Source organism: Alkalidesulfovibrio alkalitolerans DSM 16529, assembly GCF_000422245.1.
Taxonomy (GTDB): Bacteria; Desulfobacterota; Desulfovibrionia; order Desulfovibrionales; family Desulfovibrionaceae; genus Alkalidesulfovibrio; species Alkalidesulfovibrio alkalitolerans.
In genome coordinates, this window is record NZ_ATHI01000029.1 from 13,418 (window position 1) to 25,542 (window position 12,125).

Here is a 12,125-nt window from a genome sequence, read left to right on the forward strand (position 1 = left end):
CCGAGGAAAAGCGGTGCGCGGGGGCCTTTTCAGGCCATGAATCGCGTTCGTTCGTTTGACAAAGCGAGACGAAATCTACACAATCCGTCGGCTTAGCGCCACATGCCTTGATTGGTCAACCACACAATCTCGCATCCGCGCCAAAGCCGGGGCAGGCGGGCCCCTTTTTCTCAGTCGTTTTCCTTTCATCAACCCTTGCTGGAGGCAGGCATGTCAGTTGAAGCAACCATGCACGTCGTCAGGCCATCACGCAGGGACGCCTATCTGGATTGGCTGCAAATGCTGACCGGAGCGGCGCTCATCCTGTTCATGTGGTCGCACATGATCCTCGTTTCGTCCGTGATCTTCGGCCAAGGCGCCATGAACGCCATCGCGGGCTTTTTCGAGGACACCTACATGGCCCAGGTCGGCGGGCCCCTCATTTTCCTGGCCTTTCTCGTGCATTTCGTCATCGCGGCGCGCAAGGTGCCGTTCCGCGCCGAACAGCAGAAGACCATCTGGGCGCACGCCAAGATGCTTCGCCACCGCGACACCTGGCTGTGGCTGGTCCAAGTCGTCTCGGCCATGATCATCCTGATCATGGGCGCGATCCACATGTGGGTCGTGCTCACCGACCTGCCCATCACGGCCGCCAAGTCCGCCGAGCGCATCCAGGGCGGCTTCTGGTTCTTCTTCTATCTGGTGCTCCTTCCCCTGGTGGAACTGCACGTCTCCATCGGGTTCTACCGCATCGGCGTCAAATGGGGCTTCATCAAGACGGACAGGCGTCCCCAGGCCAAGAAGGCCGAGAACATCCTGTTCATCGTCTTCATGGCCATCGGCCTGGTCACCCTGCTCAGATTCCTGACGCTGTCGGTCTAGGGGGGAGGAAACAATGCAGACCTTTTATTCCGATCTGTTGGTCGTCGGAGCGGGACTCTCGGGCGAGCGCATCGCCGTCGAGGCCGCCGAGGCGGGCTTCTCCGTCATTGTCCTGTCCATCGTCCCCGCCCGCCGCTCGCACTCCTCGGCCGCCCAGGGCGGCATGCAGGCGGCGCTCGGCAACTGCGCCATGGGCAAGGGCGACTGTCCCGACGTGCACTTCGCCGACACCGTGAAGGGCTCGGACTGGGGCTGCGACCAGGAGGTCGCCCGCCTCTTCGCCGACACCGCGCCCATCGAGATGCGCCGCCTGGCGCACTGGGGCGTGCCCTGGAACCGCGTGGTGCCGGGCAAGTCCCACTACTTCAAGGGCGGCGAGAAGTTCGAGAAGTACGAGGAACCCGAAAAGGAAGGGCTGATCACGGCCCGCTCCTTCGGCGGCACGGCCAAGTGGCGCACCTGCTACACCTCGGACGGCACGGGCCACGCGGTCATGTGCACCATGGACAACCGCTGCGCCGAACTGGGCATCGACGTGCGCGACCGCTCCGAGGCCATCGCCCTGATCCACGACGGCCAGCAGTGTTACGGCGCGGTCGTGCGCTGCCTGCGCACGGGCGAGCTGCACACCTACCTGGCCAAGGCCACGGCCATCTGCACCGGCGGCTTCGGCCGCATCTACAAGGCCACCACCAACGCCGTGATCTGCGACGGCGGCGGCCACGTCATGACCATGGACACGGGCGTGGTGCCGCTTGGCAACCCCGAGGCCATCCAGTTCCATCCCACCGGCATCGTGCCCACGGACATCCTGGTCACCGAAGGCTGCCGCGGCGACGGCGGAACGCTCCTCGACGCCAACCGGGAGCGCTTCATGCACATCTACGAGCCGGACAAGGCCGAGCTCGCCTCGCGCGATGTGGTCTCGCGCTGGATGACCCACCACATGCGCCAGGGCAAGGGCGTCAAGTCGCCCTACGGCGAGCACCTCTACCTGGACATCCGCCACCTGGGCGACAAGCACATCTCCACCAAGCTGCGCGAGGTGGACGAGATCTGCAAGCACTTCCTGGGCATCGATCCGCGCACCGAACTGATCCCGGTGCGGCCGACCCAGCACTACACCATGGCCGGCGTGCGCACCGACAAGAGCGGCGCGGCCTACGGCCTGAAGGGCCTGTTCTCGGCGGGCGAGGCCGCCTGCTGGGACATGCACGGCTTCAACCGCCTGGGGGGCAACTCCCTGGCCGAAACCGTGGTCGCGGGCGGCATCATCGGCAAGAAGGTGGCTGAGTACCTGGCCGGGGCCGACGTCTCCATCTCCACGGCCCTGGTGCGCGACGCCGTGCGCAAGCAACAGGAGCGCATCGCCGCGTTCGCTTCGGGCGCAAACGGCTCCGAGGACGTCTTCAAGGTCCGCGAGGCCATGCAGGACGCGCTCATGGACGGCTGCTTCGTGTTCCGCAACGGCAAGGATCTGGAGGCCTGCATCCTGCGGCTGCAAGACATCCTCGATCGCGCGCGCAAGGTGGGCCTGAAGTCGAACGGCAAGGGCGCAAGCCCCGAACTGGCCGCCGCCCTGAAGATCGAGGGGCAGGTCAAGCTGGCCATGTGCATCGCCGTGGCCGCGCTGGCGCGCACCGAGTCGCGCGGCTCGCACGCGCGCGAGGATCACCCCGAGCGCAACGACCGCGACTGGCTCAAGCGCACCCTGGCCGTCTGGCCCGAGGGCGCGGACATGCCCGTCCTGTCCTACGAGGCCCCGAGCTCGGTCTGGGAAATCCCGCCGGGCGACCGCGGCTACGGCGGCGGCACGATCATCCCGGCCGACAAGCTGCCCGGTCTCGACCAAGACATCGCGGATTAAGGGAGGCGACGCATGGCTCGACTGCTCAAGTTCAACATATTCCGCTACAATCCCATGGACGAGGCCTCCACGCCCCGCATGCAGGAGTTCGTGCTCGAAGAGACGGTCAACATGACCCTCTTCATCGCGCTCAACCGCCTGCGCGAGGAACAGGATCCCTCCCTGATGTTCGACTTCTGCTGCCGCGCGGGCATCTGCGGCTCGTGCGCCATGGTCATCAACGGCCGTCCCGGCCTGGCCTGCCAGACCAAGACCGCCGACATGCCGCAGGACATCACGCTTCTGCCCCTGCCGGTCTACAAGCTCATCGGCGACATCTCCGTGGACACGGGAAGCTGGTTCCGCGAGATGTACGAGAAGACCGAGTCCTGGGTCCACACCAGCAAGGTCTTCGACCCCACGGCGCTCGAAGAGCGCATGGACAACGAAGTGGCCGAGCAGATCTACGAACTGGAGCGCTGCGTGGAGTGCGGCTGCTGCGTGGCCGCCTGCGGCACCGCGCGGCTGCGCGACGACTTCATGGGCGCGGCGGCGCTGAACCGCGTGGCCCGCTTCGTGGTCGATCCGCGCGACGAGCGCACGGACAAGGACTACTTCGAGATCATCGGCAACGACGAGGGAATCTTCGGCTGCATGGGCCTTTTGGCCTGCGAGGACGTCTGCCCCAAGGGGCTGCCCCTGCAGAACCAGCTCGGTTTCCTGCGCCGCAAGATGGGCATCACGGCCCTGAAGAACCTCTTCGGCCGCAAGTAGGGAGAGAAACGCACAATGCGAGAAATACCGGCGCAAACCGTCATCGACGCGGTGGCCAAGCTGTGCATCGACGCCAACCGCCATCTGCCCGAGGATGTGAAGAAGACCTTCGCGGACTGCGCGGCGGCCGAGAATTCCGACGCCGCGCGCGAGATATTCGCGCAACTCACCGAAAACTATGAACTGGCCGCCAAGACCGGCCTGCCGCTGTGCCAGGACACGGGCCTGGCCGTGCTCTTCGTCGAGGTCGGCGAGGACGTGCGCGTGGCGGGCATGACGCTGCGCGAGGCCATCAACGAGGGCGTGCGCAAGGGCTACCAGGAAGGCTTCCTGCGCAAGTCCGTGTGCGATCCCCTGACCCGCAAGAACACCGGCGACAACACCCCGGCCATCGTGCACTTCGACCTTGTGCCCGGCGACAGGCTGAAAATCCTGTTCATGGCCAAGGGCGGCGGTTCGGAAAACATGTCGCGCGTGACCATGCTCTCGCCCGCCCAGGGCTGGGAAGGCATCAAGAAGTTCGTGGTGCAGCGCGTGGCCGAGGCCGGGCCGAACCCCTGCCCGCCCACCGTGGTCGGCGTGGGCATCGGCGGCGACTTCGAGCTGGCCGCGATCATCGCCAAGAAGGCGCTGGCGCGCAAACTCGACGACGTGAACCCCGATCCCAAGCTGGCCGAAATGGAAAAGGAACTGCTGGAGGCGATCAACAAGCTCGGCATCGGCCCCATGGGCCTGGGCGGCAAGACGACCTCGCTCGGCGTCAAGATCGCCATGCATCCCTGCCACATCGCCAGCCTGCCCCTGGCCGTGAACATCCAGTGCCACTCCGCGCGGCACGAGGAGGTGGAGCTGTAATGGCCGAATACGCACTCACCACCCCGCTTCAGGACGCGGACGTCGCCAAGCTTCGGGCGGGTGACGTGGTCAAGCTGACCGGCACCATCTACACCGCGCGCGACGCGGCCCACAAGAAGCTCATGGAGCTTCTGGACAAGGGCGAGAAGCTGCCCTTCGAGCTTAAGGGCGCGGTCGTGTATTACGTGGGGCCGAGTCCGGCTCCGGCCGGGCGGCCCATCGGCTCGGCCGGTCCCACCACCAGCTACCGTATGGACACCTACGCCCCGCGCCTGCACGCGCTGGGGCTCAAGGCCTCGGTGGGCAAGGGCAAGCGCAGCGAGGAAGTGAAGAAGGCGCTGCAAGACAATACGGCGGTGTACTTCGGGGCCACGGGCGGCGCGGGCGCGCTGCTCTCGCAGCGCATCACGGCGGCCACGGTCATCGCCTTCGACGAGCTCGGCCCCGAGGCCATCCGGGAACTGACCGTGAAGGACTTCCCGCTGCTGGTGATCAACGACTCCGTGGGCGGCGAACTCTACGCCAAACCGGACCTGAAGGCGGCCGGGCTGGAGTAAATCCGCACAGCCCGTTGATTGAAGCAAAATGAAGGCCGCGCCCGAAAGGGTGCGGCCTTTTTTCTACAAAACAGGTAGCGCAAACAGAAGGCCAGCAGCCTACTTTGACCTTGGCAATATATAGCCCAAATGGTATGCGCTTCAGAAAATTTAATTTTTACAAACGAGGCTAATATGGTGATTTGCGCTGAACCTGCCCCGCTGAAAATAACAAAAATTATTATTGAAAACTTTAAAATTTATAAAAATAAGTTCGTGCTCAAGTTGAATGACGGCCTCAATGTAATTGTTGGTGACAATGAAGCTGGTAAATCGACAATCTTGGAAGCGATAAATTTAGCTCTCACAGGGCAAATCAACGGACGTTATGTAATAAATGAGCTCTCCCAATACCTATTCAACATTCAAACCGTAAACGAATACTGCAAAAGTCTAACGACAGAGAAACCGCTTGAGCCCCCATCATTGCTTATCGAACTCTATCTCTCTGAATATCAAGAATTTAGGGGGACAAATAATTGCGAAAAGAAAGATTGCTGTGGCCTGTTCTTTTCAATAAAATTTGATGAAAACTATCAAGATGCATATGAAAAACTTTGCAAATCTAGAGAAATAAGATCTCTCCCTGTCGAGTATTACAAGGTGGAATGGAAATCATTTGCACTAAATAGCCTCATCCCACGATTAATACCCCTTAAATCTTCATTTATAAATTCGTCTGAGACTCGCTTTAGCAATGGGTCAGACATCTACCTTTCAAGAATTATTCGGGATTCTCTTGAGGATGACCAAAAGATCGACCTATCTCAATGCTACCGAAGGATGGTTGAGGCCTTTTCTAATGAAGAAGCGGTGAAAGCAATAAACAGAAATATTTCTGGCCAAGCAGAAATCTCTTCAAAGCCGGTAGAAATTTCAGTCGAAATAGCAAACACTAACGCATGGGAAAAAATAATTACAACGTATCTAGACCAAATTCCATTTCAACAAATTGGAAGAGGCGAGCAATGCATCGTAAAAACAAATTTAGCATTGACACATAAACGATCAAGGATCGCCAACCTTATTCTCATTGAAGAACCGGAAAACCATCTTTCTCACAGCAACCTTAACAAACTCCTGGAATATATAAAAAATAAATGTTCTGGTAAACAAATCATTATAACAACACATAGTAGTTTTGTTGCCAACAAGCTTGGCTTAGAAGATTTAATCCTCCTTAGCAACCAGTATACGACATCATTTAATGATCTCGAAAGGGATACCTATGCCTTTTTTTCAAAACTTCCTGGATACGACACACTACGCTTGTTACTAGCAAAAGGAGTCATACTTGTTGAGGGTGATTGTGATGAACTTGTTGTGCAAAAAATATACGCACAACAAAACGATGGGAGATTGCCAATACATAACGGAATCGATGTCATTTCCGTAGGCCTCTCTTACAAGCGGTTTTTTGAGATCGCAAAGAAAATTGACAAAAAAGTTGCCGCAATAAGGGACAACGACGGAAAGATTACGTCAATCAAGAACAACGACGCTGCCTATCTTAAAGAAAACAATAACAAGCAAGTTTTGTTTTATGATCCTGTAGAACATGAATATAAAGGAGAGATAGAAAAATACAACTACAACACTCTTGAACCGTGCCTGTTAAGATCAAATAGTCTCGAAACCCTAAACTCGATATTTAGAACGAACTTTGCAACAGAGGATGAAATACTAAACTATATGAGGACCAACAAAACTGACTGCGCGCTAAAAATATTTGAGACAGAAATACATTTTGACGCCCCAGGGTATATCAAGGAGGCAATTGAGTTTGTCAATGAATAAGTCAAGATGCATTATTGCAGCTGCCGGATCAGGAAAAACTAGGTATATTGTCAGCAGTGCACTAAAAGTTGACAGGAGAAAGAAAATCCTTATCACATCATATACGAGAGAGAACGAAAAAGAAATTCGAAAAAAATTTCTGAAAAAGAATCATACTATCCCTGGAAACATTACTATAAAAACATGGTGGTCGTTTCTCTTTCAACACGGGGTTCGGCCGTACCAGAATCTTATCACAGACAAGCCTATCCAAGGCCTTAAGCTTGTGTCCAACAAATCTGGATTTCGGTATACCGCAAAAAACGGTTTTACTGTATATTGGGGTGAGGCCGATGCTGAAAATTTTTATTTTTCGAACTCAAGGCAGATTTATTCAGACAAAATCGCGATGTTTGTTATGAGATCTGATCAAGCTGCAGGCGGGGCTATTTTTGACCGCATAGCCAAAATTTATGATTACATTTTTATTGACGAAGTGCAGGATTTAGCTGGATATGATTTAGACATTGTAAGCAACCTAATGAAAAGAATACCCACATTATTGGTCGGCGACCCAAGACAAGTTACATACCAAACTCATCTATCAAGCAAATATAAAAAATATCAAAACGGACGGTTTGAGCAGTTTATAAAAGACAATTGCAATAAAACATGCTCCGTAGATCACGAAACACTCAAAGGATCATATCGCTGCCACCAGTCAATTTGCGATTACTCTGGCTCATTGTTCCCCTTGCTTCCACAAGTTAAATCTTTATCCGAGGTGAGAACTGACCATGACGGCGTTTTTTTCATTTCGTTAAATGAAGTCGATAAATATTTATTGAGATTTTCAGCAACACAATTGCGATATGATCGCAAAACAAAAGTCAGCGACGCCTATCCATCATATAATTTTGGAGAATCAAAAGGGCTAACCTTTGACAGAGTTGTCATCTACCCAACTGATTCAATCAAAAATTTTATTGCTCAGGGTGCCCAATTATCTGAAAGCACACGCTGCAAATATTATGTTGCGTTGACCAGGGCTAGACATAGTGTTGCGATCGCCTGGGATGATCCCCCGCCAATTGACGGGATTAATGTTTTTTCACTTGAGGAATAGCAACTCACCGATATACCAAACGGCGACAATGAAACAAGCATACATCCCGGCCGAATACAGTCGCGTTCATCAGCGTCTCAAATCAAACATTTCGCAAATTGACAATTTATCGTCTCAGCAATTCCGCACGGCTTCCACCATTTGTACTAGCCTTTTTTCTTAATTCCATTCCAACAACCGCCGCTGCCCCGTCAGCGCGCGGATGGCGGTCACGTCCTGGCTCACTTCCAGGCAGCCCTCGTAGGTTCCGTCCGCCTGGCGCACGGCGAAGTAGCGGATATGGACGAAGCGGCCGCCGAGTTCGATCCAGAACTCCGCCGTGTCGCGCTCGCCCGACCTGAACTTGCGCAGAATCTCCTCCACCATGTGCACGCTCTTGGGCGGGTGGCACTTGCTCACGTCGCGGCCGATGATGCCGGGGCTGCGCGGGAAGATGCGCTCCTCGGTCTGCGAGAAGTAGGCCACGCGGTCGCCCGCGTCCACGAAGGAGAGGTCCACGGGCAGCGTCTTGAGGATGGCGTTCACCACCTCGGGCCTGAGCCGCCCGGCGTCGAGTTCCACGAGCCCGGCCGCAGCCGAGGCAAGACGATCAGTACCCCCAGCCGTTCCCGAAGCGAGAGCGCCAGCACCCCCCATCGCACCCGACGCGAGAGCGCCAGCCCCGCCGACAGTTCCCGAAGCAAGAGCGCCAGCCCCGCCGGACGAGTCCGAGGCGAAACGCCCAGCGCCAGCGCCCACGGCCTGGGCCGCCCCCTCGGCGGGCCGCCATTCGTCGCCAGGCGCGACCCAGGCGAAGCCGATGTCCTCCTCGCCGTGGCGCGCGGCACCCCAGTCGGCCTCTGAGAAGGTCGCCCAGACCATGGGGAAGAGGATGCGCTCCTCCTTGAAGACCATGTCGCGCACGGCCACGCAGGCCTCGGCCAGCAGCGGCGCGGCGGCCGGGTCGCCCGCGTCGAGCAGCGCGGCGGCCTGCTTGAGCTGCTTGCGGATGTCGTCGTGTATCTCCCACATCACCTGCGGCGGCGCGGTCAGGCCGTGGCGCTCCATGATCGGGAAAAGCTGGTTCTCCTTGCGCTCGTAGTGGCGCACGACGTGGGTCAGATCGGCCAGGCCCGTGCGCAACGCCCCGCGCGCGGCGGCAAAGGTCAGGGGATCGAGCGCCAGCGAGGCCGCGTCCTGCAACGCCGCCGCCTTGGCCTCGGCCTCGCGGTTCTCGGCCCGGTAGGTGTGCAGCGGATGGCCCGGCGGCACGTCCGGCAGCTCCGGGGCCTTCGTGGCGGCCGTGAAAAGCTCCACGTGCAGTTCGCACAGGCGCTTGATCTCGGATTCGGGCACGCCCTCCTTCACAAGCTCCTGCTCCATGGCCCCGATCTCGGCGGGCGAGACGTGAGCGAGCAACTCGTGGAACTCGGCGCGCACCTCGTCCACGGGTTCGCCCTTGTGCAGGCGCATCACGATGTCCTTCAGCACCTTCACGCGCTGCTCCCGCCCCTGCGGACCGTGCGCGATCGGCTCGCCCACGCCGGGATCGTCCGCCCCGGATTCCGAAGCGGCCCCGCCTGCCGTGGCCGCGCCGCCCTCCCGGCCCACCACGGTCACGCTCTCGCCCGTGGTGCGGTAGATCTCGGCCGCGATGCCGAACAGCAGTTCGGTCTCGTCCAGCCCGCCCATGGAGGCGGCCTGCGAGATGGGCGCGATCTTGGCCACGGTCTTCAGCAGCAGGGGGTTGCGCAGCTTCTCGAACGCGGGCGACCTGGCGGCCAGATATTCCAGCAGAAACGGGTACGCGGCGACCAGCGCGCCGATCTTGGTCTTCGGGGAAAGCTCCATGACAACCTCCTGCTACATGTCGTGGCCGAGGCCGCCCGGACGGCGGTTCGCCCGAGCCTACCACCGCCCCGCCGCCAGGGGCAAATGAAATAAAGAGAAAGGACGGCGGGCGGGCCGCGCGCTTGACGCCTGCCATGGCCAAGTATATTAGAAAATATACGTGCACGGAGGTCAGCCATGGGACAGGTCACTATTTATCTCGACGAGCGGACCCAGAAGCTGCTCGACAAGGCCGTCACGGCGGCGGGGGTGTCCAAGAGCCGCTACGTGGCCGGACTGATCCTGCGGCATGCCGGGGATGACTGGCCCGAGGCGGTTCGCGGCCTGGCAGGCGCATGGGACGAGAGATTCCCCGACCAGGAGGCCATTCGCGCCGGGCTTGGCTGCGACGTGGCGCGGGAGCGCCTGTGACGTTCTGCCTCGACACCAACACGGTCATCGCATTCTTCAAGGGTCGCGGCGGCGTGACGCAAAGGCTTCTGAGCCTGCCGCCCGCCTCGATCGTCCTGCCCGCCGTGGTCGTCTACGAGCTTCTGGTCGGCGTCCGCCGCGCCCGGCACCCGCAACGCATGGGGGATCAGTTGCGCAGCTTCCTCGACCCCGTGCGCATCGTGGATTTCGGGCTCGCCGAGGCCGACGCGGCCGCCTCCATCCGCATCGAGTTGGAAGCCAAGGGACAGCCGATCGGCCCGCACGACCTGCTCATCGCGGCCACGGCGCTGGCGGGAAACCACACGCTCGTCACCCACAACATGCGGGAATTCGCCCGCGTGACCGGACTGCGGGTGGAGGACTGGCAAGGGGACGCTTGAGCGCCTGAGATTGTTGACAAACCCCTTTCTCCAGGCTGTTCAAAAAGGCCCAGATGCAAGGCGCAAGAAAAGCTCAAGGCCGACGCGTATTTGCAATACGCGAGGATTTGAACTTTTCGCAGCAACGCAGCAAATGGGACTTTTTCAACAGCCTGGGACGCTTGAGCGCCTTTCACGTCCCAGTTCCCTCGCCTTGCCGCTCCTCGCTCTCTCAGGCCGACGATCTTGCCGAGGCCACGCCGCGCCGCGCCGATTTCGCTTGACCGTCAAGGAATGAGGCGTTACTTTTTTCACGCACCAAAAGGCGACACGACCGCACGAGCTTTGGCGACGCGCGGCCCCAAGGGGCTGCATCGAGGCGTTGCCGCTTTGAGGATGTCTAGCCGCCGCTAATCGACGACACAGGCCGACACGTTGGACCTTCGGCATGGAAGCGACATGCCGGGGGTCTTTTTTCAAGCCCTTTTGGCCCCTCGCACAAGGAGACCACATGCATTCCACCCCTTCGACCACGCACGACGCGGCCACGGCCGCTCATGACGCCACCATCCCCCAGACCCGCCCCGCCCGGAAACCGGACGCGGCCGCCAGGACCAGGAGCCCCCTGCGGCTGCTCGTGGTTCCCCTGATCGCGGTCATGTTCCTGTTCATCGTGGCCGAGGCGGCCGAGGCCCGGCGCATGGGCGGCGGCGGATCGTTCGGCAGCAGGCCGTCCTACAACCAGGGCGCGCCCGCCAGGCAGGGCCAGAGCCAGCAGCGCCAGACCAACCGCGAGCAGCAGACCGCGCCCGGCCAGCAGGCGGCCCAGGGCACTCCCGCCCGCATGGGCGGCATGGGCGGCATGCTCGGCGGCATGCTGATGGGCGGGCTGATCGGCTCCATGCTCTTCGGCGGCGGCATGGGCGGCGGCGTGGGCATGCTCGAAATCCTGCTCCTGGCGGGCGGCGCGTTCCTGATCTTCAGGCTCATCAAGTCGCGCCGCGAAGCGGCCACGGCTACCGCCTCTTCCTACTCCTACTCCGGCGGAACGCCCCAGGGCCAGCCCATGAGCGGCTCCGGCGGCTGGGGACACCTGAACAACGCGAGTCCAGCGCCCGAAAGCGCCCCCGCGAGCGTCATGCCCCAAGGCATGGACGAGCAGGAATTCCTGTCTGGAGCCAAGATACTCTTCAATCGCCTGCAAGCCTCCTGGGACCGCCGCGACCTTGACGACATCCGCGAGTTCACGAGCCCCGAGGTGCACGCCGAGATCGTGCGCCAGGCCTCCGAGGACCCCGGCCCGAGCCGCACCGAGGTGCTGATGCTCGAAGGGCGCGTGGTGGAGTCCCGCCAGGAGGGCTCCGAGACGATCATCAGCGTGCTCTTCGACGCCCTGATGCGCGAGGACCAAAGCGCCGCGCAGGCCGCGCAAGTGCGCGAGGTTTGGCACTTCTCGCGCGACGAGGCCGCGCCCCGGCCGCAGTGGACGCTCGAAGGCATCCAGCAGCTCGAAGTCTAGAACGGCACGCGGCGCACGCGCCGTGGCTTACGCCAAATCAAAAGGCCGCGCCCTATCGGGTGCGGCCTTTTTTGCGGCACAGGCCCACGGCAAGGCGCGCAAAAAGCCCGGCCGCCTCGCAGTTTGCTGACGAGGGCCGGGCTTTTCGCGG

The 12,125-nt window shown here is 59.8% G+C and carries 11 protein-coding genes; 10 read left to right on the plus strand and 1 reads right to left on the minus strand.

The window, feature by feature from the left end; translation table 11 throughout:
• The first annotated feature begins 210 nt into the window (after nucleotides 1-210).
• The 7 genes from DSAT_RS11455 to DSAT_RS15195 all read left to right on the plus strand — a co-directional run bounded on the left by DSAT_RS11455 (nucleotide 211) and on the right by DSAT_RS15195 (nucleotide 7,834).
• The gene (locus tag DSAT_RS11455) at nucleotides 211-861 is read left to right on the plus strand and encodes a succinate dehydrogenase/fumarate reductase transmembrane subunit (RefSeq protein ID WP_020887681.1); all 651 of its coding nucleotides are present in this window, start codon (nucleotides 211-213) and stop codon (nucleotides 859-861) included.
• A gap of 13 nt (nucleotides 862-874) precedes the next feature.
• Nucleotides 875-2,728: a fumarate reductase flavoprotein subunit gene (locus DSAT_RS11460; RefSeq protein ID WP_020887682.1), complete on the plus strand. Its 1,854-nt coding sequence runs from the start codon at nucleotides 875-877 to the stop codon at nucleotides 2,726-2,728.
• A gap of 12 nt (nucleotides 2,729-2,740) precedes the next feature.
• Nucleotides 2,741-3,481, plus strand: coding sequence for a fumarate reductase iron-sulfur subunit (locus DSAT_RS11465; RefSeq protein WP_020887683.1), 741 nt, complete (start codon nucleotides 2,741-2,743; stop codon nucleotides 3,479-3,481).
• Between the two features lie 15 nt (nucleotides 3,482-3,496).
• On the plus strand, nucleotides 3,497-4,336 hold the full coding sequence (locus tag DSAT_RS11470) for a fumarate hydratase (RefSeq protein WP_020887684.1): 840 nt from the start codon (nucleotides 3,497-3,499) through the stop codon (nucleotides 4,334-4,336).
• Entirely contained in the window at nucleotides 4,336-4,893 is a 558-nt protein-coding gene (locus DSAT_RS11475; RefSeq protein WP_020887685.1) for a Fe-S-containing hydro-lyase, read from the plus strand. The genes DSAT_RS11470 and DSAT_RS11475 overlap by 1 nt, the downstream gene beginning before the upstream one ends.
• A 174-nt stretch (nucleotides 4,894-5,067) precedes the next feature.
• Entirely contained in the window at nucleotides 5,068-6,729 is a 1,662-nt protein-coding gene (locus DSAT_RS11480) for an ATP-dependent nuclease (RefSeq protein ID WP_020887686.1), read from the plus strand.
• Nucleotides 6,722-7,834, plus strand: a complete 1,113-nt coding sequence (locus DSAT_RS15195; protein ID WP_020887687.1) for a UvrD-helicase domain-containing protein — start codon at nucleotides 6,722-6,724, stop codon at nucleotides 7,832-7,834. Before DSAT_RS11480 ends, DSAT_RS15195 begins: the two co-directional genes overlap by 8 nt.
• A gap of 159 nt (nucleotides 7,835-7,993) precedes the next feature.
• Here the strand turns inward: DSAT_RS15195 and DSAT_RS11485 are convergent, their stop codons facing one another.
• Nucleotides 7,994-9,664: a DUF438 domain-containing protein gene (locus DSAT_RS11485; protein ID WP_020887688.1), complete on the minus strand. Its 1,671-nt coding sequence runs from the start codon at nucleotides 9,662-9,664 to the stop codon at nucleotides 7,994-7,996.
• A 177-nt stretch (nucleotides 9,665-9,841) separates the two neighbouring features.
• On the opposite strand from DSAT_RS11485, the gene DSAT_RS11490 reads away from it, so the two are divergent.
• The 3 genes from DSAT_RS11490 to DSAT_RS11500 all read left to right on the plus strand — a co-directional run bounded on the left by DSAT_RS11490 (nucleotide 9,842) and on the right by DSAT_RS11500 (nucleotide 11,974).
• Nucleotides 9,842-10,075 (plus strand): hypothetical protein, encoded by a 234-nt coding sequence (locus DSAT_RS11490; protein WP_020887689.1) that lies wholly within the window; start codon nucleotides 9,842-9,844, stop codon nucleotides 10,073-10,075.
• Complete coding sequence (locus tag DSAT_RS11495; protein ID WP_020887690.1) at nucleotides 10,072-10,476, plus strand: type II toxin-antitoxin system VapC family toxin; 405 nt, start codon at nucleotides 10,072-10,074, stop codon at nucleotides 10,474-10,476. Before DSAT_RS11490 ends, DSAT_RS11495 begins: the two co-directional genes overlap by 4 nt.
• Nucleotides 10,477-10,966: 490 nt before the next feature.
• Nucleotides 10,967-11,974: a Tim44 domain-containing protein gene (locus DSAT_RS11500; RefSeq protein ID WP_020887691.1), complete on the plus strand. Its 1,008-nt coding sequence runs from the start codon at nucleotides 10,967-10,969 to the stop codon at nucleotides 11,972-11,974.
• Nucleotides 11,975-12,125 lie beyond the last annotated feature (151 nt).

What these genes read in the sequence shown, in the direction of transcription:
- DSAT_RS11465 (WP_020887683.1), top strand. Translation starts at nt 2,741, where the DNA reads ATGGCTCGACTGCTCAAGTTCAACATATTCCGCTACAATCCCATGGAC.
- DSAT_RS11475 (WP_020887685.1), top strand. Translation starts at nt 4,336, where the DNA reads ATGGCCGAATACGCACTCACCACCCCGCTTCAGGACGCGGACGTCGCC.
- DSAT_RS11470 (WP_020887684.1), top strand. Translation starts at nt 3,497, where the DNA reads ATGCGAGAAATACCGGCGCAAACCGTCATCGACGCGGTGGCCAAGCTG.
- DSAT_RS15195 (WP_020887687.1), top strand. Translation starts at nt 6,722, where the DNA reads ATGAATAAGTCAAGATGCATTATTGCAGCTGCCGGATCAGGAAAAACT.
- DSAT_RS11480 (WP_020887686.1), top strand. Translation starts at nt 5,068, where the DNA reads ATGGTGATTTGCGCTGAACCTGCCCCGCTGAAAATAACAAAAATTATT.
- DSAT_RS11455 (WP_020887681.1), top strand. Translation starts at nt 211, where the DNA reads ATGTCAGTTGAAGCAACCATGCACGTCGTCAGGCCATCACGCAGGGAC.
- DSAT_RS11490 (WP_020887689.1), top strand. Translation starts at nt 9,842, where the DNA reads ATGGGACAGGTCACTATTTATCTCGACGAGCGGACCCAGAAGCTGCTC.
- DSAT_RS11460 (WP_020887682.1), top strand. Translation starts at nt 875, where the DNA reads ATGCAGACCTTTTATTCCGATCTGTTGGTCGTCGGAGCGGGACTCTCG.
- DSAT_RS11485 (WP_020887688.1), bottom strand. Translation starts at nt 9,664, where the DNA reads ATGGAGCTTTCCCCGAAGACCAAGATCGGCGCGCTGGTCGCCGCGTAC.
- DSAT_RS11500 (WP_020887691.1), top strand. Translation starts at nt 10,967, where the DNA reads ATGCATTCCACCCCTTCGACCACGCACGACGCGGCCACGGCCGCTCAT.